Raw genomic sequence first — 23,378 nt, forward strand, 5'->3', positions numbered from 1 at the left:
GCTCCTCGACCGAGAGGCGAGCCAGCAAAGCCACGACCCTGTCCAGCTCGCCCTCACCCGACGTCACCGATCACCAGCCAGGTCGAGATCACGCTCGGACGCATCGACAGAGGTCTGCACCGGCTTCGGTCGCCTCCACGGGCGAGCGAGGGGCTGGGACACCCCGCGCCACCAAGCATCCGCGGGCAGCTTGCCCGCCGGCTCGAACGGCTCACCGGGACGGGGGAACGCCACCGCCTGCCCCGCCTCCTCCGCCGCGTCCTTCGTCCACTCCCCCGGCTCCGCCCACGGGTGCGGAGCCAGGTTGAACGTGCCCCAGTGGATCGGCAGCATCACACCGACCGGAGCACCTCCCTGCAGGTCAAGATGGGCCTGGACCCCCTGCGCAGGCGTCATGTGAATGTCTGGCCACGCCCCAGGCATCGGCGTATAGTCCGTGTGGTTCTTGGGCCAAAAGCCGTTCTTGATTCTTGGAGTCAACAGAAGCCCAAAAGCCCGCCACTCCGCGTCTTCACCGCTAGCGAGATCACCCTGCGCGCCCCCGGTACGTGCCGGGGACGCAGTCACTTCCAGGATTCGCTGGGGATCCCATCCGCGTCCAGTCCATGGGGCCACCGCGCCTCGAGCTCCAGGCGGAAGAGCCATGAGCGGCCGGTGTCTGCTACCTCGCGGTAGAGCGCTTCCACGTCCTGCGAGTTCCCCTGTGCTTCCTGGCGCGAAATGAGGACGCGCAGAGCCTCGGCACTCCCGGCGTCGGCTGCCGCACGGTACAGCTCAGCGGCTTCGCTGTGCCGGCCCGCCTTCTCGCACAATGCCGCATGGTCCATCAAGGCGTAGCTGTCACCGGCTTCTGCGGCCTTGCGGTACATCGACACAGCACGCTTCTCGTCGCCGTTCCACTCTCGCCACCGAGCCAGGGCACGCAGACCGTCAGGTGAGCCAACGACTTCGGTGGCCCGCCGAGAGACGGCCTCTGCACCAGCTCGGTCCCCGGTCTCGTCCAGCCACCGCGCAAGATCACGCAGGGCGTAGGGGTATCCGGCGTCGGCAGCCTGGCGGAAAAGAATCTCGGCGCTTGCGACGTCCCCCGCTTTCGCCCTCAACACCGCCAAGTTGCGCAAGGTTTGGGGGCGGCCGGCTGCGGCACTTTGTCGTGCCAGTTCCTCTGCGCTCAGGTGGTTGCCCGACCGTTCCTGCAAGAGGACCAGGACCCACAGGGCGTCGGCGTCCCCAGCATCTACGGCTAGCCGGAGGAGATCTTCGGCGCCCTTCGTGTCCCCGGCCCGCAACCGCAACACTGCCTGGCTGTACGGGGATACAGGGCGGCCCTCTTCGACGGCCTGTTGAGCAGGCACCGTGTTCGGGTGGGAACCGTCGGCTCGCTGATCGTCGTCGGCGCCGGCCTGGGCGAGGGCCTCGGCACTCGCCGATTCGTCCAAGTCCGCCCGCTGCTCATCCAGTAGGCGCGGCGCATCCACGTATCCGGCGTCGGCAAGTTGTTGCACCAGGGCGTCGGCGTTCGCACTCTCCCCATTCCTCTCGCGCTGTTCCACCATCAACCACAGTGCCCCGGGATGGCCAGCTTCGGCGAGCTGTCGCGCGAGGGCCTCGGCTCCTGTCCGGTCGCCTGCTTTGTCCCGCCGCTCTGCCAGCAAGCGCAGAGGTTTGGGGTACCCGGCTTCCGCGGCCCGGCGTGCCAGAGTCACGGCGACCTGATGCTGTCCCGCTTCCTCTTTTAGGAGCGCCAGAACCCCCAAAGACCTGATGTGCCCTGCATCGGCAGCCTGCTGAAAGAGTTGCTCGGCGCCTGACGCATCGCCGGACTTGCTTCGGGCGATTCCGGATGCGAAGAGAGCGTCCGAGGCGTCGTTGGTATTTTCCCCTTCGGGAAGCTCGCTGTTGTCGCCGCGTATTTCAGAAACGGGAGACTCGGAATTGATGGCGCGTTGATGCAAGTGATGGCCCCATTCGAGTCGGTATCGGTCTTTTGCGGCCTTGGACAGGCTCATCAAGTCATCGGTGCGGGAAATGTGAGTGTGGGCCGCATTCCAAAACGAGGCAGGCGGGCACAAGCGGTGTCGAGTCTTCAGGCCGTGCTGTTCAAGGTAGTCAGCGAGGCGTAAGGCCTGCCCAGCTTCCTCCTCTACAGGCAGAGTGCGTCGGCTGCCGGGCGGACGACTCTTCGGGCGGGACGCCGCAGGGCGCAGTGGCGCATGCTTGCCGTGAACCGGCTCCGCGAGTTCAGAGAACGCCTGTTGTTCCCAGCCGGCCAGTTGTTGAATCGAGTCGTAATCGTCGTCGCTGAGATAGTCGATCGCGGCGTCGGTCAGGAACTTCTGCGGCAAGTGGAGGCCGACGCCAAGGCGACGGGCGTCCATAGCTGCCTCCAGCACGGCCTTGGCACCGGGGCTTGCGGTCCGATAGCGATGGAGGAGTTCCGGGGCGCCGGCAAGGTCCTGGGCCACCCGCCCACTGTTGCGTGATCGGGTGAGCGAGTCGGCCAGCAGGGAATCCCCTGCCTCCGCAAGTTTACTCGCGTCCTTGAGCGCCTTTTCGTCGAAGGAGTCCGGGACCGTGACCAGTCGGCCGGCGAGAATCTCCCGCACTTGACTGTGCGGGTCCGGCGATCCGGGGGCTTGCGGAGCCGTGTACCGGCGCGCGTGCTCCGGCCACAGTGTTCCCAGTACGAGAACCGGCCCGCGCTCGGGGGTGGTGAGCAGCGCGTGGACGGCGGCCGCAATCGGCTCGCCCTGGGTGGGGTCGCCAAGATAATGCTGGGCCTCGTTCAGCCACACGACCGTCCTCGGCCCCACCTGGGCAAGCGCATCACGCGCAGCTTCCGCCCGCGTCGGGTTGAACGGATGCCACAGCTGCCACTCCTTCGCCGCCAGGGGCTGCACAGCCTCCCAACACGCTCGGGTCTTGCCCGTCGAGGACGCGCCGACGAGCACCATCATCCGGCTGTGGCCGTTCATGGCCGCGTTGACGGCGCCTGCCAACATCCGGTCGTGGGCACGAGAGACGTAGCCGGAGAGCGCGGGCACGTGGCGGTCATCCGTTTCGGGACCGGCCGGGTGGACTTCAAGGTCGTGCGGATTCCAGTCCCGGATCGGTTTGCCCAGCGCATGGCCCGGCTCCTGAGGCTCACGCGTTTCCCCGGCAGCCGTGCGGCGCAGGTCCAACAGCTCGGTTAGCGGCAGATCCAGGGCCAGGGCGAGAGCCGCGACTGTGTCGGCCGAGGGCACCGGTGCGTTGGCGTTGAATGCTTGCTGGACCGTAGTGCGTCCCAGCCCTGTCCGGGCCGCAAGCTGAACCTTCGTCAGGCGAGCGCGCGCCAAGCCATTGGCCAGACGCCTGCGCATCTCGGCGAGCGCGGCATCGCGCTCTCGACTTCGGTCCCCCACCCGCCGTGTCCCTTCGCCCCGCTTGTTCGACATTGTTCATCATCCACCGCCTGAACCACGGCGAACATCTCCTCCGCGACCTTCGGACACATCAATGCCCCTCCGTTCTCCGGGAGCTGCGCTCATGTCCAGCCTTTTCGTCGTGCTGCTCGTCACCGCACTGGTCCTTATCCTTGCCCTGCTGACTGCTGTCGGCGCGGGCAAACTCGCCCGTCTTGATGGCGCCTCGTACCCTGCTGCTTTGACCCGGGCCGCCGTCGCCTTCGCCGGCACGCTGACGCTCGCGGCCGCAATCACCGCAGCGCTGTCCGTGGTGCTGTGAAACCCGGCCGCCGCCGTGTGCCGTCCGTCTTCACGGTCAACGGCCACCCCTACGCGGCCCGGATGCGGACCGGCGTCGACCCCATTTCAAACCCGCTGGACCCTGCGCTGAGAACTGCCCTGAACGCCTTCGACATCACCTTCGACGGCCGGCTCTCCGCAGCCCGTCAGTAACCCCAACCACCCTCGTTACACCGTTCGATTGACAGACCCGCTCCGGGCCCAACGGAACCGGGCGTCCGCTGATTTGGCTGTCCCCGCTCGTCGAGTCCGGGTCGTACGGGACAATCGCCCGGCGGGCACGGCGCCCGGGCAGGCACGACGCACGGGCGGGACGATGCAAGAGGTACGGGAACTGCTGGCCGAGTACGGCCAGGTCCACAGCGACGAGCTGCCGGAGGCGGACCGCCACCGGCTCCTGGTCGACGTGGTGGCGGCGCTGATCCGGCGTACCGATCCCGATGCGACGCTCGTCTACCGCTCGCCCTACGAGCCGGCCGTGTTCTTCGAGCTCGACGGACGCGACTACGCGATCACGGTAACGACCGCAGTGGGAGAGGAGGCAGCGACCGCGGCCCGCGTCGCGGTGACCGCCCGAGAGCGAGAACTCGGGGCGGGAGTGCGATGGGTCCTGATTTGCGCGAGGGCCGCAGGCCAGGAGATCGGAGCCGAGGTCAGCGCCGTCCTGCGGACGCAGGGCGTCCTCCTGGACCGGAACCATCTCGAGGCCGCCGTCTGCGACCTCGCCCCGCTCACCGCCTTGATCCGCTCGGCCTTCCGGCCGCCACGGCCACCGCACACCCCGCTGCACGAGCTCCTGCTGCACGAGCCCGCAGAGCCTGCCCCCGTGCTGGCCCTGGCGGCCCGCCCGTCCGGAACGTCGAGCGTGCCGTCCCGGACGCCGGAGGGGATCGACCTCTGCGTCGTCCTGACCGGCGAGTACTGGCCGGTGCGCCCGTCCGGGATGGCCTGGGAGTCCGCCGAGCGCGCGCTGATCACCACCGAGGTGGGTGTCGCGGAAGTGGACCTGCAGCGGGGCGGGACCAGATGGCGGCTGCCCCTGCCCGGCGTCCACGGCGATGCGGCGGTGCCGGCGGACGGCTCGGTGTGGGTACTGTGCGGGCCGGCCGTGGTGAGATGGCGCGACGGCGAGCTGCGGGCGGTCGGCGGCGGATTCGAGGCGAACGCCAGCCTGCTGCTCGGCCCCGACTCCAGCGTGTGGGTCCTGTCCGGGTCCGGAGCGACGCTCGGCACCCGAACCGGCTCGACCCTGGCGCTCACGCGGCTCGACGAGCAGGTGGGCGACCAGCAGCGCTTCGCCCTCGACTTCGACGCGGCGGTCCGCTCGGCCGCCTGGCTCGGCGAGCGTCGCTTCCTCCTCGCCGCCGGCGGACACAGCGCCGTCGTCGACCTCGCCGTCAGCACCAGCGCCGGAACACGTGAGGACTGGATGCTCACTCCGGTGTCCTACCCGGGACATCTCGCGCGCAGCGGCGGCGACACCGTGCTGGCGGCAGGACGGGCTGGCTCCGGCGTCGGCGTGGAACTGCACGCCCTCGACACGGCCGGCCGCACCAGCGACCCGGTCGCCGAGGTACAGCTCGGCGACGTCCTCGGGCTCGTTCAGAACCCGGCAGGCGGCCCCGCGTACCTGCTGGGGGTGCGGGCGACGAACGACACCGACGCCGTCCACCCCGTACTGGTAAAGGTCAACGGTCGCGCGGCCGCCGCCTCGTCGGCTGGCCCGGACCCCGAGCCGCCGTCCGCCGACGCCTACGCCGAGGTGCGCCGCCTGGCCGCCGGCGTCAGGAGCGACTACGCGCTGGAGAAGTTCCCGCTGCCGGACGGCAACGGCGGCATGGGCATCGTCCACGAGGCCGTGCACAAGGCGACCGGGACCGTTGTCGCCTTCAAGAAGCCCCGTTCGCTGCGCGAGAACCTGACCGCGCGGATGCTACGCGAGATCGAGGTGGCGCAGAAGCTCGGCACCAACCGCCACGTGATGCCGGTCCTCGACTTCAGCCCACGCGCCGAGTGGTTCGTCATGCCGATGGCCCAGAACACCGCCGAACGCCTGCAGCCTGAGCTGCAGCGCGACCCGACCGCCCTGCGGGCCCTGGTCGACGCGGTCGCCTCCGCCCTGGCCGACGCCCACCACATGGACTACCTGCACCGCGACATCAAGCCCGCCAACATCCTGTTCCTCGACGACCGCTGGGTCCTCGGAGACTGGGGCATCGTGCGCCGTCCCCGCGGACAGACCACCAACCCCAACCGCACCGGCACCAAGATCGGAACCATCGAGTTCGGCGCCCCCGAGCTGTCTGTCGACCCGCACAATGCCTCGCCCGCCAGCGACATCTACAGCCTGGGCAAGGTCATCGGCTGGCTGCTCACCGGCCTTACCCCGGAGGTGAACGTGCCGCTGCTGCCCCCCGGGCCCTGGCGAGGTGTCGTCCGCAGGTGCACCTACCGCGACCCGCGACAGCGGCCGCAGACGATCGCCGACTTCCTCGACCTGGTCGAGCAGGAGACCACACCGCAGATCGGCCTGCCCGTCGCACGGGCCCACCAACTTCTGGCGGCCGCCCAGGACGGGGACACCGACGCCGCCCGCCGGCTGCTGGCCCTGGTCGCCGACCACAACGGCGACTACGAGCTCTACCTGGACGTCCTGCCCGGCCTGGACATGGAGACGATTGCCCCGCTCCTGCTGGACCACCCCGAGCAGACCCGCACCCTGGTGGAGGCAATGACCGGGCACGTCCAGGGCGACGGAACCGGCTGGCCGCACTACAACGAATGCAAGCGGGCCATCGCCTGGCTTCGCGGCGTCGCCCGCCGCGCCGCCGAGGACCAGCAGTGGGACCTCTTGGAAGAGGCCGCCCGTGGCATGTGCACCTGGGACGAGGCCTCCAACGAGTTCGACCAGCAGATCGAGAACCGCAAATGGCTGCGCAGACTGCGCGGCCAAGCCGCCCGGATCGTCGCCGGCGTACTGCGAGACCACCCCGACAGCGCCCGCTCGTACTACGAACTCGCGGGCGAACGCGCCGTGGACATGGCCATCCGCAACGCCGTCAACCAGGCGATTGGCTACTGACCACACCCCCACGCGGCCGGACCCTCACCCTGACCATCGCCGCTTGCCTGTACACACTGATCGGTCTGACCGGCCCCGCACTGCTCAACGGCCTCCTGCGGCAACTGCTGCGCGAGAAGGAGGGCCGGAACGGCGAGCCTTCGGCGTGTGTGATCGACGCGCAGAGCGTCAAGACCTCCACCAGCGTTCCGGCCTCGAGCCAGGGCATCGATGCCGGCAAGAAGATCGTCGGTCGGAAGCGGAGCATCGTCACTGACACGCTCGGACGCCTCCTCGCCGTACTGGTCACCGCGGCAGGCGTGCAGGACTCGGTGGCCGGTACTACGCTGCTCGACGAGGTCGCCGCCGACCACCCCGGGTCCGCAAGGTGTGGGTCGACGGTGGCTACCGACAGCACCTCGTCGAGCATGCCGCCGTTCTCGGCATCAACATGGAGATCACCACCCGCAAGCCCGGGACCAGGGGTTTCACTCCGATCCCGAAGCGGTGGACGGTGAAAAGGACCTACGGCTGGCTCATGCTCCACCGGCGCCTGGCCCGCGACTACGAAACCCTGCCCACCCGCTCCGAAGCCATGATCCACCTCGCGATGACCGGCCTCACGGCCCGCCGCCTCACCAGCGAGAACACCATCTCCTGGCGCGACCCGAAAAACACCACAGAACACCCCATCAAGGGATGAAACATCGGGCGAAAACGACCTCTACCAAAGGCGTTGGACGTGTCGGTGGGTGATGAGGCAGGTGGCGAGGCCGAGGAAGGCTTCGTGGATGTCGTCGCGTCGTTCCCAGCGAACGCGCAGACGCCGGAAGCCACGACCGCAGGGGCCTCCAAGCCCGGAGAGAGCGCTGTCGGCTCCTGAAGGCTTGCGACCTCACGCCCATGGGACGGGCTCGGTCTCACCGACCCACCTGTTGGTCCTGGAGAGGTCCTGGTAGGAGCCGCGATAGCCGATCGAGCGGAGCACCAACAGCGCGAGGTAGTGGCGGGTCAGGAGCCAGGCGTCGGTGACCAGTCCTTTGACCCCGTAGACGGGCTCTTGTGTCTCCTTGGGATGCACAAGACGGTTACGGACTCGGGTGACGACGTCGGCGCCGTCCGCCGGCCGAGCGCCGTCTACCTGCTGCCTGGTCGCATAGGCAGCGGCTGCAGGCAGACGGTCTGCGCGCACCCTCAGATCGACCCCGGACTCCGTCAGGAGCGTACGCAGCTTGTCATGAGCCGGCCGTGCGCGGGATGCGTACTCGGCTTCCGTGAGCCGACCGCTAAGCACGAGTTCCTGCCACATCACATGCTCCAGTCCGGCAGCTCCACTCATGATCCGCTGTTCGACAAATCCTCGATCGACAATGGCAGTGATCGCGTACTGCATCTGCAGGCGAAGCGCCTGCCTCTTGCCGGGATCGCGGAAGGTGGGCAGGAGGCAGGCCAGCAGATCTGCCAAGGACTTCTGGTCTTCGGGGTACCACCAGCCGGAGCTGATGCGGCGTGCCGGGTCGCAGAGCATCGGGCCCCACTGGCCCCACACCGCATGCTCCTGGTCGTTCAGGCCGACGGGCAGGGCGGGGGCGACCCACCGGCCGAGCGCGAAGGACAGCCCCACGTGCAGAGCGCTGAGAACCGGGGTGACCTCGGCAGACGTGAACGTGGTTCCGTCCAGCCGCCGGATCTCCATCACATGGGTCATGACGTAGACGTCGGCCTGGCGCACATCAGAGAAGACGGCCTCGTGGTCGGGGCGGACGTCGAGCGTGATCCTCCACCCGTCAGCCTCATACACACTGCGTCCGGCCGACACCAGTCGCGGCGCCCCCTCAGCAGCATGAGCCTCGAGGTGGGCTGATCCATGCCATCGGGGCAGATTGAACCAGTGGGCAACGACACGGTCGAGCGGGGCGGTGGGGTCTCCGTAGGAAGTGCCGTTGGACCAGCCGCTCACAGCGTCTCTGGCGGACACCGGTAGTTCGATGCCGAGGTCGAGCAGACTCAGCTCAGTCCTGTCCATAGAGGTGGGGTCATAGTCCTCGGTACGCAACCGCCACGAGATTCCGGGCTTCGGGGAGCAGTCGTACTGGACAACCCCGGGCACCTCAGCCCCGGCCGGTCCAATGGGTCCGTCGTAGAGGGTGATCGGCTCCCCTGGCGCATTGAAGGGGTAGACCGGCGCCAGGGGTTCCTCAGCCTTGAGCTCAGTTGACGAAGCAGACATGCGGCGGACTCTAGACGTTGCCACCGACATTGGCCGTGCAGTTCCGTCGGGCACTGCGCGGCTCCCCCTGCAAGCTCAGCTCTCCACAACGCGAGAAGGGCCGCAAAGGGAGGGCGGTGCAAGGACCTGAATCGCTACGCAACGGCCCCACGCTCTGCGCGGTCCCCTCAGAAGGGAGCCCATCGCCGTCCAATTACAGTGCGTTAATCCAGCCTATACAGTGTGTGGATCGCGCCATTCTCCCGGACCATGTTGTCGTGCCTCCTCGGTCACCCGATTCTGGAACGTTCGTCACCTGCTGAGGGGAGACAGGTAAAGGTGCCACGGTACGCCGCGAACAGCCCTGATGTCATCGGGCAGACCTCTGGGCTGATCGGCTTCTTGCGAGAGGTCGTCCAAAGCAGCCACCAGCGTCTACGGGACGACCGGCGTTCACGGGAGCGTTTGTGGCTCGCCAGTCTGCCGGCCTCTGTGCGGCGCCCCATTGACCGGCCCGACGGCGTCCTGCTCACCCTCGACCACGTGCCCCAGGCTGCCCCGCCGCCACTGCCGGAGGTGCTGGACGGCTGGGTGTCCCCTGAACTGTGCCGGGACGCGGACGGTGAGGATCCGCCGCTCGCGAGCGAGGGACCGGGGAAGGAGTTGGTGCGTACCGAGGACGGTCGCCAATGGCTGGAGAAGGCCGACGACCACAGCGTCCGCCGCGAGGACGCGGCCGAAGTGTTGCGGGCCTACGGACCGTGGCTGGCGCGGTGGCGACGCTGGGCCGAGCGGGAGCGCGCCGAGCGGGCCCTGCGGGAGCTGTACGAGCAGGTCTACCACTGGCACCAGAAACTGACCCAGCAGGACGACCAGCTCGAACTCGTTCTGGTCACAGGTCTGTTGACATGGAGTGACCCACGCGGCGACGCCGTCCATCGTCACATCCTCACCCACCGGGTGGAGACTTCGGTGGACCGCAAAACCGCCCGGCTCACTGTCCGGCTGACGGCCGAAGGAGCGGTACGGCTGGAGGACCAGGCGTTTCTCGACACCGACGACGGCTGGGTCCCCGAGCGGTCGGCCGCGCTCGCCGAGGAGATCGCGGCCCAGTCACTGCATCTCCTCGGCTCGGAAACCTTGGAGCACCTGGCCCAGTGGCAGGAACGCGTACTGCAGCGTCCTGTGACGTTCAGCGCCGAGTGGCAGCCTCCTCGCGAGCCGGAGCCGGGGGCACGCCTCACGTATGCCCCGGCGTTGGTGTTGCGTCCCCGGGACCGAAACGCCCTGCTGAATTTCTATGAGCGGATCGCCGACAGCGTGGCTTCCGAAGCGCACGCGCCGTTGGCACTGGCACAGCTGGTGCTGCCCCTGGACGCGGAGGCTCGTGCGAACTGGGACGGGCGAGAGATCCCGCCCCTGTTCGGGGACGACCCGCTCTTCCCGGGCAAGACCAACGAACGCCAGCGCAGTGTGCTGCGGCGCCTGGAACACGACACCGGCGTGGTCGTGCAGGGTCCGCCAGGCACCGGCAAGACGCACACCATCGCCAACCTTGTCTCGGCATTGCTGGCCCAGGGGCAGAGGGTCCTGGTGACCAGCGCCCGGGACCAGGCCCTGACCGTCCTTCGGGACAAACTTCCTCCTGCCGTACGCGACTTGTGCGTCCTCCTACTCAGCTCCGCCCGCCAGGACGGGGCGGACGAACTGGAGCGGACGATCAACGCACTGACTGACCAGGTCGCTGCCAGCGATCCGGAGCAGCTGCGGGACGAGATCCGCCAACTTGCGGGGCAGCGCGAAGAGGTACGTGAACGGATTGCCACGCTCACCGAGGAGGTGATCTCACTGCGGGAGGCAGAGGTGTACCGGCACCCGGAGATCGCTCCAGGGTACGGGGGTGTTCTCGCCGTCATCGTGCAGCGCGTCCGCGACAACGCCGAGCACCACTCCTGGATCGGCCTGGTTCCGGAGGGCGATCCGGCACCCTCCTTCCCTCCGCTGTCACCCGCTCAGGCAGCCGAACTGCTGAGCCTGCTGCGCGAGGGCGCCGCGGAACCCCGGGCCGGGGGTACTTTGCCGGATCCTGACACCCTCCCTTCTCCCGAGGATCTGAGTCAGGCTATTGAGGCGGGACGTATCACCGACGATGGCCTGTCCCTCGAGGCTGTCGGCATCCGCGACAGCCTCGCGCAACTCGACACCTCCGTCACCGACGAACTGGCCTCGCTCGCCCGCGATTGCCGTACGGCCCTGCACCACCTCGGCCTGCCGTCAAACGCCAAGCAGTGGGACACCGGCAAATGGACGACGAAAGCCCTGTCCGACCGCCTGTCACGCGAAAACTTCGCCATGTGGCGTCAGGTGGACGCTCTCAACGACCAGCTCACCGAGGTGTCACAGCAGCTGGAAGCCGTTGTCACACGGCGCGTGGTCCTGCCCCAGGCGCTCACGGGGCAGCAGGCCGACGCGTTCAGCACCGCCGGCGCCGCCCTGCGAACCCATCTCGCCGGGGGTGGCAGGCTACGCAAGCGCGGCAGCCTCCTGGCCTCGAAGGCTCAGAAGGATGCCCAGGACCTCCTTGACGTCTGCTCTGTCGACGGTCATTCGCCCGGTACGACGAGCGAACTCGACGCCGTCCTTGCACACTTGCAGGCCCTCTCCATCGTGGACGCGATCGCGCACCGGTGGGCGCAGGTAGACGCCCCCCTCTCCGACGGTCCGCTGGAACTCAGACTGGCGTCCTTGACGGAGGCGTACACGCGCCTGAGGCAGGTCGACGCCTTCGGTGCCGCCCGCGAGCGCATCGACGACGTCCTCGTCCGCCACGGCCTGCACATTGATCTCACCTCACGCATGGCCTGGCAGGACTTCGCCGAGGCACTGGCAGCGCTGTCGGATCGGCGGGCCGCGGACGAGGCGCTGATCCGACTGACCTCGTGGGAAGAGCAGTTGCGTACCCCGTCGGAGGGTTCGCGTCCCGCCCCCGAGGCGCTGGCCGCAGCACACGCCATCCGGGAACAGGACACCGAGCGCTATTCCAAGGAACTTGACGCGTTGCGGGAGGCGCATCGGCGCGAGCACCGCCAGCGACGATGCGCTGTGCTCCTGGACAGTCTGCGCCGGGCACACCCGCTGCTCGCGGACCAGCTGACGGAGGATTCCGACAACCCGACCTGGGAAAAGCGACTGGGCTCCCTGGCCGAGGCATGGGCCTGGGCGACGGCCTCCGCGTTCGTGAAGCGCCTACGCACGCCGGGTAGGGAACGTCAGCTGGAAGGCGAGTTGGGTGAGTGCGAGCGCCGTCTGGAGGCCCTAACCGGCGATCTTGCGGCCGCATGGGGCAGGTTGCACTGCCTGGAGCGCATGACGCAGGAGCAGCGTTCGGCGCTGCAGGCATACCGCAATCACATGGCTTCGTACGGCAAGGGCAAGGGACGCAACGCGGGCCGCTACCGTGCCGCAGCGCACGACGCCATGCGGACGGCGCAGGGAGCGGTGCCCGCATGGGTGATGCCCATCTCTCAGGTGGCGGAGATGGTGTCGCCCAAGCGCGACGTCTTCGACGTCGTCATCGTCGATGAAGCCAGCCAGGCCGGCATGGACGCGCTGTTCCTACTGTGGCTCGCTCCCCGCGTGATTGTCGTCGGTGACGACAAACAGTGCGCGCCCCCGGTCAGCGGCATGGGCCGACTCCAGGCGATCCAGGACCGGCTCCTCACGCACCTGCCGGATATGCCGCCCATGCTGCGCCAGCTCTACACCCCTGCCACCAATCTCTACCAGCTGCTGTCCACGTTCTTCCCGAAGGTGATCCGGCTGGAAGAACACTTCCGCTGCATGCCCGAAATCATCGGCTGGTCCTCCCGGACCTTCTACAACGACAAGCTGCAACCACTTCGACAGTTCGGCGGCGAGCGCCTCGACCCGCTCGTGACGCACTTCGTCGACGGAGCCGTCACCCAGGGCCGCGACAGCCGCCTACGCAACCCCAAGGAAGCCGAGGCCGTTGCCGACTGCCTGGCCCGGCTGGTCGAGGATCCCGCCTACCAGGACAAGACCATGGGCGTCATCGCCCTGCAAGGCCCGGTGGGGCAGGTCAAGCTCCTGGAACAGCTGATCAACGAGAGGATTCCGGCGCCGGTACGCGAACGCCACCAGATTCGGGTGGGCAATCCCGCCTCGTTCCAGGGAGACGAGCGACACGTCATCCTGCTGTCGATGGTGGCGACGAACCCGCCACGCATTGCGGGTGGTGCGCGCAGCGAACGGCAGGCGTACAACGTCGCCGCTTCCCGGGCTCAGGACCAAATGCGGCTGTTCTACTCGATTCCGCCGGACCGCCTGAAGAACGAAGACCTCCGGTTCAACCTCCTCGCCTACATGGAGAACCCGCCCGCCGTTCTGGCGACCGCCGACCAGATCGGCGACGTCTCGGCGGAGATCCCACAGGATCCGTTCGAGTCCCTCTTCGAGCAGCAGGTCTACCTGCGCCTGAAGGCACGCGGCTACCACGTCATCCCGCAGTTCCCCGCTGGGAACAGGCGCATCGACCTCGTGGTGGTGGGTGCCCGCAGCCGTCTGGCGGTGGAATGCGACGGCGACCGATTCCACTCCACGCCCGAGCAGATCCGGCGCGACCAACGACGCGACCGTGAACTCCAGCGGGTGGGATGGACGTTCTGGCGTATCCGAGAGAGTGAGTTCCGCTTCGACCCCGACGAGTCACTGACCGGGCTGTGGGCGGAGCTGAACCGGCTGGGCATCCATCCGGCCACCTTCGACGGCGCCCGCTCCCTCACACCATCCACCGCGCCCTCCGCTGTGCAGTGGACCCCGCTCGACCTCTCCTCCGACGAGGACCTGACCGAGGACACGGCGGAAGCCGCGGACACCACCGACGCAGCAGATCCCCTCGCTGTCCTGCAAACGGCCGAGGACGAGGAACTCGAAGACATCACGGAAGGTTCGGCATGACCCCGCACTCCCCTCTCGGCATCCTGGACGCCAACACCCTGGAGGAACTGGCCCGCGTCATCTGCGGCGACGAACACCTCTACTACCGCAAGGGCTACGAGATCGCCCGGTTCCTGGAACACGCCGGCTGGCAGCGCGTGCCGGAGTACGACGGCGAGTACCGCATGGAGTGGGCCCTCGCACAGCTCACCGGGCGCCGCGAGGACCCCACCGAGCTGGAGAGGGTCCTGCTCCGGCTCGCTGACCCACGCGAGTACCTCGACGAGCCCGAACAACTCCCCGCCGTCATCTCCGCCGTCAACGCCTTCCTCATCCATGAGGGCGTACGCCTGGAGAACCCCGGCGGCCGCCCCCGCCTCGTCGCCTGCGACCCCTCTCTCGCCCATCCGGGCAGCCAGGGTCCAGTCGAACTCCGAGCTACCATGACCGACCTCATCACGGACAAGAACATGGCTGGCCTCCTCCAACACCGCCTGGACGAGGCCCACACCTGCTACGCCAACGGCGCCCACGTGGCCGCCATCATCATGCTCGGCAGCCTCCTCGAAGGCGTCCTCGTCCACGTCGTTCACGAGCGTGACGCTTCCCTGCTCGGCCGCACCTCCCCCGACAGGGTGAGCCTGGATTCCCTGATCAAAACCTGTCACGACGCCGGCTGGATCGGGGCCGACGTCGAACGCTTCTGCCACGAGCTGCGCAAGTACCGCAACTTCGTGCATCCGCGCGCCGAGATCCGGGAAGCTCACGCCCCGGACCGCGACACCCTGGACATGTGCTGGCCCGTGGTCAACGCGGTCCTGAACGACCTCGCCGACTCCCAGCCGAAGGCAGTCTGACCATCCGGACCACGCCGTCCCGCGCACAGCTCGTCAGACGACTCTGAGCGCGGGACGGCCGCCCGGCAACCCCAGCAGCTCCCGCACTCATGTCCGCTAATGCCGCCCAACTGCATGACCGACATAAAGCCCTTTCCAGCCTCGCCTGGAAGCGTCAGCCCCGAAGAAGGTCAATACTTCGACTGCACCCGTTAACCCTATCCAGGACGAAAAGGAGCCCCGCCACCAAACCGACGAGGCTCCTTCGGGCACATCCTCACGAACCCACGGTGCGGGTACGGACGACAACCGCAGACGAACCCGCACTGGTCGGCAAGGGCACGAACCGCGGCACACTCACCGAAGGCTCCCACTGGGACGGACCGTCGAGCACGCGCACCACACGATCCCGCTCCTCGGCAGAAAGGCGAGCCAGCAGGGCCAGGACTCGGCCCAGTTCGTCCTCGCCCGACGTCACCGATCATCCGCCAGGTCGAGATCCCGCTCGGACGCCTCGCCAGGAAACTGCACTGGCTTCGGCCGGCGCCACGAATGAGCCATCGGCTGGGACACCTCACGCCACCAAGCATCCGCAGGCAGCTTCTCCGCTGGCTCGAACGTCTCACCGGGACGCGGGAACGCCACCGCCTGCCCGACTTCCTCCGCTGCGTCCATCGTCCACTCCCCCGACTCCGCCCACGCATGCGGCGCCAGGTTGGGCGTGCCCAGGGGATCGGCAGCATCATAATGTGCCGAACAGCGGCGTTCGGTGGCCAGCGACACCTTCAGATGCCCCAGAGGTCGACCACCTCCGGACAGTACATTGGCGCCAAGGGCCTGGGCTGACGCGTTGCGATCCTCGGTTGTCCCCGGAAGCCACCCGTCCCTTGACGACCTTCCCAGCCGGGCAGCGTGGGTCCCCAGGGTTGCGATCCTCGGCCGTCTCGAAGGACGACCGCCACCGGACGGGGTGTGGTAGCCCTGCCTGACGCCCTCGGCATTGTGATATTCGGTCGCCTCGAAGGGCGACCGATACTACCCCCCCCGGAACGGACTCAGAATTTCAGGGTCGGAGGTATTTTGATCCTCAGCCACTGCGATGGAAGAGTCCAGTGCAAACAGAGCTGCGCCCAGGTCCTCCGCTTGGGTTCCATTGCGATCCTCAGCCGCCCCGAGGAGGGGGCGACCGCAACTCCCAGCAGAATGCGAAGCGCGCGCCGTACTTTTTAACGTTGCGATCCTCAGCCGCCTCAGAGAGCAACCGCCATACACGTGTGGTTAGCGGGCCACCCGACGCACTCGGCGTTCAGATTTATCGGCCGCCCTGGAGCAGTAGAGTCATCCATCAGTTGCCTGGCGCCGCGTGCTTCGTGACGTCGATATTGCGATTCTCGATCGTCCTTGAGGGCTGCCGCCATGCCAGCATCGCCGTTCCACTTCGGGCAGATGGGGATGTTGCGATCCTCGGTCGCCTCGGAAGCGACCGCTAGACGTACTGACCCCACTCCCCAGGCGTGATGTGAGCATGATTGCGATCCTGGTCGCCCGGGAGGACGATCGCCAAGAGCCAGTGGCACGGACTGTCGGGATTGGTGGTGGCATTGAGATCCTCAGCCGGCCCAGGGGCCGACTGCCGCATCGCTGGCTTGTAGTTGCCAGCGACCATGAGAAGGTTGCGATCCTCGGTCGCCGTAGAGGACGACCGCCACGACGAGGCCAGTTTAAGTGCCTCCGCCCTTGCCGAAGTTGCAATTCTCGGCCGCACCGGAGGGCGACCTCTAGGTTCCGTCATCAGCGCGTCAATACGCGTCGTCATGGTGTTGCGACTCTCGGCCGTCCCGGAGAGCAACCGACACATCCATGTTCATATCCATCGCGTACATGGCGCGTTGGTTGCGATCCTCAGCAGCCCTGGGGTAGCGGCCGCTGCTCATGGGTCGATTCCAGTGCTTTGCCTTCGATCGTTTGGCTGCGATCCTTGGCCGCTTGCAGGGGATGTTTAGTCGATGAGCCGGGTCATAGTCACTCCGGTGGGGATCTTGTCTTCGTCGATGGTGATCCGGTCGGCATAGTCGTCCCAGGAGCGTGCCTCGCTGTGGCCGAGGGGCTTGATACGGATCAGGTCGAAGAGCTTGTGCGCGGGGGCTCGTCCGTAGGCGTCGGCGTGGGAGAACACGTACAGGCCGCGGATGGCCATTTCACCGCGGGAGGATGCCCGGTCGTGGTCGAACATCATGGTCACGGCCTGCCAGTAGGCGGCGAGGTCTTCCGGGGTGACTCGTGCCTTGGCGCCGAGGGCTCCGGAGTAGAAGCCGTGGCCGCGGTAGAGGCCGTAGGGGACGTAGTGCTTGTTGCCCATCTCGGTGACCTTTCCCTTGGCCAGGTCCTCGGGCTTGTTCGGGGCGACACGAGTGATGCCGGCCTCGAGAGGTGTGACGGGGTCGATAGAGCGGGAGAAGGTGAGCTGCATGGGCCCGCGGGCCCTTCCCGCGTGCTTTTTCTGGTCGCCCACAGACATGACGGCTCCGAACAGGCGCACGTCGTAGAAGTTGCGGATCATCCACTCCTGCGCGGTGGCGGTCTCGCCTTCCTTGGCGCCTCCTTCGATGTAGGCGCGCTGGATCTGCGGGTTGAGGGCGACGCCCTGTTCGACGTACATCTCGAAGCCGGGCTTGCCCTGGTGGACGAGGGTGATGGTGTTGCGGATCTTGCGCTTGAGGGCGACGTCGGTGATGAGGCCCTGGCCGGTGATGGGGTCGGTGCGGGGCATGCCTCCGGCGTCGGGGTCACCGTTGGGGTTGCCGTCCTTGACGTCGGCGAGGAAAACGTAGTCGTGCTTACGGGTGGGGTCCAGGTGCGCGTCGGTCATGGTCGTGCTGTTGTCCTTCCGGGGCAGTGGCGTCGTGGTGAACGGGTGGCGGCAGGCGTTTACCAGAGGGTGCTGTCCGAAGATTCGGCGTCCCCGGCAGAGACTTCGGGAAGGGCGTCCGCTTGCTGTTCTGCGGCGAGTTCCTTGCCGGCTTCCCGCGCCTTGATGGCTTGTGCCGCAGCACGTGCGGAGTGGGCTCGCTGGTGGTCGTAGCCGAGGATGAACAGGGCCTGCTGCTCGGCGCTCAGGTGCGCGGGAATGGTGTCAAGCAGGTCGAAGACGTCTCGCAGTCTGTTGTCCATGGCCTTGGCTGCTGGTTCGCTGACCCGGCCGATGGTGCGCAGGTGCGGGCGTGCTCCGATACGGAGGCGGGTGAGGACGGCTCGGGGGGAGACTACGGCAGTACTCAGGTACTTGTCGGTAATGGTGGTGTTGACCTTGGGCATGGCCTTGCGCTGGATCGCTTCGAGCATGGCCATGATCCGTCCGCATACATAGCCGGGCTCGGTCGACTGAGGGTTCAGCTGGGGCACACAGAGCTCCTTGTGGCGGGTGGTGGTACGGATCAGGGCGAGGCGCAGCAGGGCGAGGCGGGGCCGGTCGAGGTGGTGGTCGGCGCGGATGCGTTGCAGGAGGACCGGCAGGAGATGGGCTGGTGGTGCGGCGCCGTGGAGTGCGGCTTTGGTGAGGTCGGCCTGGAGGTGCTTGGGGACGGTGGTGTCGATGTATTTGTTCTTGTGCTTGTCCCAGCGGGCGCAGGCGAGGGCGAGTCGCCAGACCGACCAATAGGTGTAGGTGTTGTTCCAGCCGTCCCAGGTCTGTTGGTCGGCGAACCAGGTCCCGAGTCTCTGTTTCAGTTCGGGGACGGGGATGGTGATCCAGTCGGCGACGATGACCCTGTTGGTGTTCACCCGCAAAGTGAGGGCATGGAAGGCATCTTCATCAAGGACCGTCAGCGCATCTCGTCCCCTTTGGGGGTGGCGGAGGCCGGCGACGAGCTGGGCTACTTCCTCGGGCTGGGGGTCGCGAAGAGTCCACATGGATGTGTCGATGTCGGGATCACGGGTCCACCAGACGATGGCGGAGTCGTCGGCAAAGGCGCGGTGTTCGGGGTCGGCGAGCAGTGTGTTCAGGGCGGTGGCGGACTTGGTGCCGCACTCGACGCAGATGGGGGTGGCACCGAGTTGCTTGGTGCCGGCCCGGAAGTGGGCGGGTTGGTTGAGGCAGACCAGCTGGGTGTTCATCCCGGAGTTGGGGATGCCCTTAATGGGAACCGGGAGCGTGGACAGCAGGGGCATGACGTGTCCGCACACGAGGCAGAGTCCGTGATTCGCCTTGCCCGTCTTCCCGCTCTTGGCTTTCTTGACCTTCTCGGCCCACCAGCTCCTGGCTTCCGGCAGGTCGTGGACCCACTCGCCGTCCACACTGATGGCGATGAGGTGGTCCTTGTCCATCTCCAGCGGCCACGCGGTCGGCATCGGGCCATTCAGCCACGCGAACACCGTCTGCGCCTGGGAAAGATACGGGTGGTCGTCACACCAGGAGGTGACCAGGTCACGATAGGCGGCATGTCGAGTTCTCGCCTTGGTGACATCGGCAGAACCGATCGAGAGAGTCTTTTCCCCGTCCGGTCCTTTGACCAGGCCGGGGTGGGCGAGCGCGAACTGTGCGGTGTCGGCTAACAGGAGCGGTGCCGGCTTAGACCCGGAGCGGCCGGTGTACGGGGCGGTGATCTTCCGCTCTTCCTGACGAAGGTCGATGACCAGCGGTTCGGTGCTCCCCATGCCGGTGCCGGAGAGGTCGATCTGCCACATGACCCGGCGTGCGAGGTAGTACTCGGGGGTGTCGTCCTGGCGGCTGTCGGCTTGCCGGACAAGGCTCTGCAGCAGCATTTCAGGCCACCTCCTCCGCGGAGGCGCGCCCCTCGGCGCCGGGCATGCCACTGACTTCGGCGGGGGCGAGCGGGCGGTCGGGCACCTGGAGAATTCCGTACTCGAGGCTGGCTCGAAACCAGTGGTAGCGCTCCTTGCCTTTCGGGAGGTACTCGATGTGGTGGAGCATCAGTCCGAGCTCGTCGATGGGCGGAATGCCTGCCTGGTCGGCGGGAGTGACCGCACCGGCTTCCTCCGCCGACCCGTGGGGCCCGAAGAAGGCTGCGAACTCACGGCAGCCGAAATGGGGTTGCTCGTAACAGGCGCCCCGTGCGAGCCGGCGGTCGAACTGGTCGCGGTACTTCGGCAGGGGCGCGGTGCACCGGTCGGTGGCGTGGATGGTCGCGTGGATGCGGTAGGCGACATCGCTCAGGGCGACGGTGACCCGCTGGCCGCGGTCTTCGGCGACATCGTAGTAGTAGCCGTTGTTGGCCCGCAGGCTCTCGTAGGCGTTCTTGGTGATGATCGAGTTGTTGACCTCGTTGCGCCGGAAGCGGGTCCACCTCACCGGCTTGAGCTGTTCGATCCGCTCGATCCGGTAGGTCATCTCCGGCTTCCAGAAGATGGCCTCCAGGAGTCCCCTCGCCGCAGAAGGGGTCATGGTCGGATAGGAAACACGTTCGACTTTGAGTTCCGGGCGGGTGAAGCAGGCCAGTGGTCCCCATGCCTCCACCTGGACGCGAAGGGGCCGGTCAGCCCTCTCCTCACGCTGCTTTCGGGGACGTGACGCAGTCATGCACTTGTTCCCTTTCCTACCTGCTGGCACAGGCCGTTGTCAGTGCCTGCGTCTACCTTCCTTACGTCGCGCGCCCCCGAAGCCTGCACCTGCACTTCGAGGGGTGTGCGGCGATCTGGTCGGATCTCAACGTATAACTGACGGAAAGTCAAATATGGTTGTACAAATGGCAGTTGATGCGTTAGAGGGTGTCTTGCCATCTCCTGAAGGCAGGCTCGTGGCTCACTCGCCGGGCCATCAAGGGACATGGCACTGGTACGAAGACCACGCCCGCGGTACGGCCGAACTGGCTAGCCGGTTCGCCGAGCCATGGGGAGGCGGAGACCTCGCCTACCGGCTCGGACGCGACCACGACACGGGCAAAGGAGCCTGTGCATGGCAGGAGGGATTGATCGAGGAGGCCACCACCGGCCGCAAGGTCAGACGCCCCCCGCACAACAACGCCGGGACACTCTTGTTCGCGCGGACGGCCGAACAGGTTCCCGCCCTGCTGCCATGCGCCGGCGTGATCGAGGGACACCACACCGGTCTGTCCGCGTGGTCGGAAGTCCGGCTCCGGCTGAAAGCCCTGATGGCCGACTCCAGCGAGGTAGACGAAGCCATCCATCGCGTCGCCGCGATCATGCCAGAAATCCTGGACGGCTCATGCCCAGCCGCCCCGGACTGGCTCGACCCCCGCGACAAGGTCGCTGTGGAAATGCTGGTCCGCATGACCTACTCGGCCGTGGTTGATGCCGACCGGCTCGACACCGCCACCCACTTCAGGCCCGGCACACACATCAGGCCACACGTCGGGATGCATGAGCTATGGGAACGCTACGAAACCCGCCGGCAGAAGGCAATCGGCGAACGCCAGCGCTCCAAGGGAACCTCATGGCTGGACAAGCTCCGCGAGAACGTCTATCAGGAGGCGCTTGAGGCCGCCGTCGGCAAGCCGGGCGTGTACCGGCTGCACCTTCCGACCGGCGCCGGAAAGACGTTCACGGGCGGAGGCTTCGCCCTCCGCCACGCTTCCCTGCGCGGGCTGCGGCGCGTCATCGTCGCAGTCCCGTTCATCTCGATCACGGAGCAGAACGCAGCAGAGTACCGAAGCCTCCTGGACCCGGAGCAAGGACCATCGGTGGTGCTGGAACACCACTCTGCCGTAAATGTCGAAGCACGGCAGTCCGCCGCCCCCTCGACGAGCGTGCGCCACGGCCAGAATGTGGGGCAGTCGAACCGGTGGGCGAAACTAGCGGCCGAGAACTGGGACGCCCCCTTCATCGTCACCACCACCGTCCGCCTGATCGAAACGATCTTCGGAAACACCCCCTGGGCCACTCGTCGGCTTCACCGGCTCGCCAACTCTGTAATCGTCCTGGATGAGGTCCAGGCCCTTCCCGACGGGCTCCTGACGCCGATCCTCTCGGGCCTGCGGGAACTCGTGGAGCACTACGGCGTGACCCTCGTGCTGTCATCGGCCACCCAGCCGGAGCTCGCCGCACTGAATCCCTGGCGCTCCGGCCTCCCGCAGCGCAACGTCGTTGCCGACCCCGCACCGCTCTTCGAACAATTGCGGCGGGTCAGGTACGAATGGCGGACCGGCCCGGACGTGACCCTCGCAAGCATCGCCGCCGAGGCGGCCGAGCACGATCAGGCCCTCGTCGTGGTCAACGGGACCAAGGACGCCAGCCAGATCCATCGCCTCTGGTTCACTACGAACCGCAACGAAGACACAGGCATCTTGCACCTGTCGACCCGCATGACCGGCGGCCACCGCCGAGAAACCATCCAGGCGTCGAAACAACGTCTGGAGAAGGGCCTGAAAACGCTCCTCGTGTCGACCTCTCTCATCGAAGCTGGCGTCAACCTCGACTTTCCCCGCGGGTATCGCGCCAGATCAACACCGGAGTCCGCACAGCAGGCCGCCGGACGGGTCAACCGCGAGGGCAAGCGCCCCGCGAAGGACAGCGTCATGACGGTCTTCGATCCCCAAGACGGCCTCAAACCGGAGATGGTCTACAACACGTGCGCCATCGCAGCAGCCTCCCGCCGCTTCGGCGACGGGCTGGCTGACCCCGACGATCTGAACGCCCTCCGCTCGTACTACCAGCACCGCTACCGCCTCCAGGCAGGACAACACTCCAAGGACCCCAACGGAGCCACCGGGGAAGTCATCGAGGCGCTGCGAGCGAAGCTGCACTACCCGGAGGTCGCACGCAGAATGCGGATGATCGACAACGAGCGCTCCGTGGCTGTGGTCGTCATCCGTCCCCATCTCAAAGAAGAAGCCCGACAGACCGCCCAGAAGGCAGTCGATCAGCTCCGATGCGGCCTGCCGACGCCAGCGACCTACCGAACCCTGCAGGAACACATGGCATCCATTCCCAAACGGGAACTGGAACTGGCGATCAATGCCGGCCACGCCATCGAAATCGCCGGTGACCTGTACCAGTGGGTCGGCCCCTACCACCCCAAACGAGGCGTCGAACCTCCCGCATGACCATTCAGACCCTTGAGTAGCATCTCAACCAGTATGCTTGCCACGCAGTGATCGTTTCTCATGCGGCCAAGGGTCGCAACAGCTTCCGCTCGGGCTGGTACCTGGACGCCTCAGTCATGGCGGTCGTCCTTCGGAGCGGCTGAGGATCGCAACATCGAGACCGGCGGCATGGTACGACTGTGGGGTGGGAACGGCGGTCGTCCGCTGGGACGGCCGAGGATCGCAACGCCACCTACCATTCCCTGCACCGGGCCCAGGACGCCCAAATGCCGGTCGCCCTTTGAGGCGGTCGAGGATCGCAACAACCGGTCGGTCGCCGACAAGGCGATCGAGGCGCAGCATGGCGGTTGCCCCTCGAGGCGGCCAGGGATCGCAACGCTTTCGAAAACCAGCAGATCGACACACCCGACCTCATGGCGGTCGCCCTTCGGGGCGACCCAGGATCGCAACCTGCCTAACTGATCATTTCAGAATGAGTTTGGTTCGGGGGCTTGGCAGTTGGGCTGGTGGGCGGCAGAGTTCTGCAGGTGTCGGATGATCTTGTGCCTGATG

Annotated in this window: 12 protein-coding genes and 3 pseudogenes; 7 read left to right on the forward strand and 8 right to left on the reverse strand. The window is 67.0% G+C overall.

Annotated elements, in window-relative coordinates; all coding sequences use genetic code 11:
• Nucleotides 1-63: 63 nt before the first annotated feature.
• Both ACFW6A_RS28675 and ACFW6A_RS28680 read right to left on the reverse strand, forming a co-directional pair.
• A pseudogene (locus ACFW6A_RS28675) lies at nt 64-411 on the reverse strand (MBL fold metallo-hydrolase); the annotation flags it as partial.
• A 152-nt stretch (nt 412-563) separates the two neighbouring features.
• Complete coding sequence (locus ACFW6A_RS28680; RefSeq protein WP_386644049.1) at nt 564-3,437, reverse strand: helix-turn-helix domain-containing protein; 2,874 nt, start codon at nt 3,435-3,437, stop codon at nt 564-566.
• 91 nt (nt 3,438-3,528) lie between these two features.
• Between ACFW6A_RS28680 and ACFW6A_RS28685 the strand changes: the two genes are divergently transcribed.
• The 4 genes and pseudogenes from ACFW6A_RS28685 to ACFW6A_RS28700 all read left to right on the forward strand — a co-directional run.
• Nucleotides 3,529-3,726, forward strand: coding sequence for a hypothetical protein (locus ACFW6A_RS28685; RefSeq protein WP_190224801.1), 198 nt, complete (start codon nt 3,529-3,531; stop codon nt 3,724-3,726).
• Nucleotides 3,723-3,899 (forward strand): hypothetical protein, encoded by a 177-nt coding sequence (locus tag ACFW6A_RS28690; protein WP_351850203.1) that lies wholly within the window; start codon nt 3,723-3,725, stop codon nt 3,897-3,899. The genes ACFW6A_RS28685 and ACFW6A_RS28690 overlap by 4 nt, the downstream gene beginning before the upstream one ends.
• Nucleotides 3,900-4,062: 163 nt before the next feature.
• Nucleotides 4,063-6,828: a serine/threonine-protein kinase gene (locus ACFW6A_RS28695; protein WP_386644053.1), complete on the forward strand. Its 2,766-nt coding sequence runs from the start codon at nt 4,063-4,065 to the stop codon at nt 6,826-6,828.
• A gap of 83 nt (nt 6,829-6,911) precedes the next feature.
• Nucleotides 6,912-7,510 (forward strand): annotated as a pseudogene (locus tag ACFW6A_RS28700) (transposase); the annotation flags it as partial.
• Nucleotides 7,511-7,531: 21 nt separating this feature from the next.
• On the opposite strand, the pseudogene ACFW6A_RS28705 reads toward ACFW6A_RS28700, so the two are convergent.
• Nucleotides 7,532-7,642 (reverse strand): annotated as a pseudogene (locus tag ACFW6A_RS28705) (IS5/IS1182 family transposase); the annotation flags it as partial.
• Nucleotides 7,643-7,702: 60 nt separating this feature from the next.
• A complete protein-coding gene (locus tag ACFW6A_RS28710; RefSeq protein ID WP_351850206.1) occupies nt 7,703-9,037 on the reverse strand; it encodes a hypothetical protein in 1,335 nt (444 codons plus the stop codon).
• 318 nt (nt 9,038-9,355) lie between these two features.
• On the opposite strand from ACFW6A_RS28710, the gene ACFW6A_RS28715 reads away from it, so the two are divergent.
• Nucleotides 9,356-13,993, forward strand: coding sequence for an AAA domain-containing protein (locus ACFW6A_RS28715; protein ID WP_351850208.1), 4,638 nt, complete (start codon nt 9,356-9,358; stop codon nt 13,991-13,993).
• Nucleotides 13,990-14,829: a hypothetical protein gene (locus tag ACFW6A_RS28720; protein WP_351850210.1), complete on the forward strand. Its 840-nt coding sequence runs from the start codon at nt 13,990-13,992 to the stop codon at nt 14,827-14,829. Before ACFW6A_RS28715 ends, ACFW6A_RS28720 begins: the two co-directional genes overlap by 4 nt.
• Before the next feature lie 453 nt (nt 14,830-15,282).
• Here ACFW6A_RS28720 and ACFW6A_RS28725 read toward each other — a convergent pair whose 3' ends face one another.
• The 4 genes from ACFW6A_RS28725 to cas5c all read right to left on the reverse strand — a co-directional run bounded on the left by ACFW6A_RS28725 (nt 15,283) and on the right by cas5c (nt 20,344).
• Nucleotides 15,283-15,483 carry a hypothetical protein gene (locus ACFW6A_RS28725; RefSeq protein ID WP_386644058.1) on the reverse strand — a complete coding sequence of 67 codons (201 nt, stop codon included), beginning with the start codon at nt 15,481-15,483 and terminating at the stop codon, nt 15,283-15,285.
• Nucleotides 15,484-16,807: 1,324 nt separating this feature from the next.
• Nucleotides 16,808-17,677: a type I-C CRISPR-associated protein Cas7/Csd2 gene (gene cas7c / locus ACFW6A_RS28730; protein WP_351850211.1), complete on the reverse strand. Its 870-nt coding sequence runs from the start codon at nt 17,675-17,677 to the stop codon at nt 16,808-16,810.
• 59 nt (nt 17,678-17,736) lie between these two features.
• Nucleotides 17,737-19,569: a type I-C CRISPR-associated protein Cas8c/Csd1 gene (gene cas8c, locus ACFW6A_RS28735; protein WP_351850213.1), complete on the reverse strand. Its 1,833-nt coding sequence runs from the start codon at nt 19,567-19,569 to the stop codon at nt 17,737-17,739.
• A gap of 1 nt (nt 19,570) precedes the next feature.
• Nucleotides 19,571-20,344 carry a type I-C CRISPR-associated protein Cas5c gene (gene cas5c, locus ACFW6A_RS28740; protein ID WP_351850214.1) on the reverse strand — a complete coding sequence of 258 codons (774 nt, stop codon included), beginning with the start codon at nt 20,342-20,344 and terminating at the stop codon, nt 19,571-19,573.
• Nucleotides 20,345-20,510: 166 nt separating this feature from the next.
• Between cas5c and ACFW6A_RS28745 the strand changes: the two genes are divergently transcribed.
• Nucleotides 20,511-22,826: a CRISPR-associated endonuclease Cas3'' gene (locus tag ACFW6A_RS28745; RefSeq protein ID WP_351850216.1), complete on the forward strand. Its 2,316-nt coding sequence runs from the start codon at nt 20,511-20,513 to the stop codon at nt 22,824-22,826.
• Nucleotides 22,827-23,378 lie beyond the last annotated feature (552 nt).

Source organism: Streptomyces sp. NPDC058758 (assembly GCF_042746075.1).
In the GTDB taxonomy this organism is placed as follows: domain Bacteria; phylum Actinomycetota; class Actinomycetes; order Streptomycetales; family Streptomycetaceae; genus Streptomyces.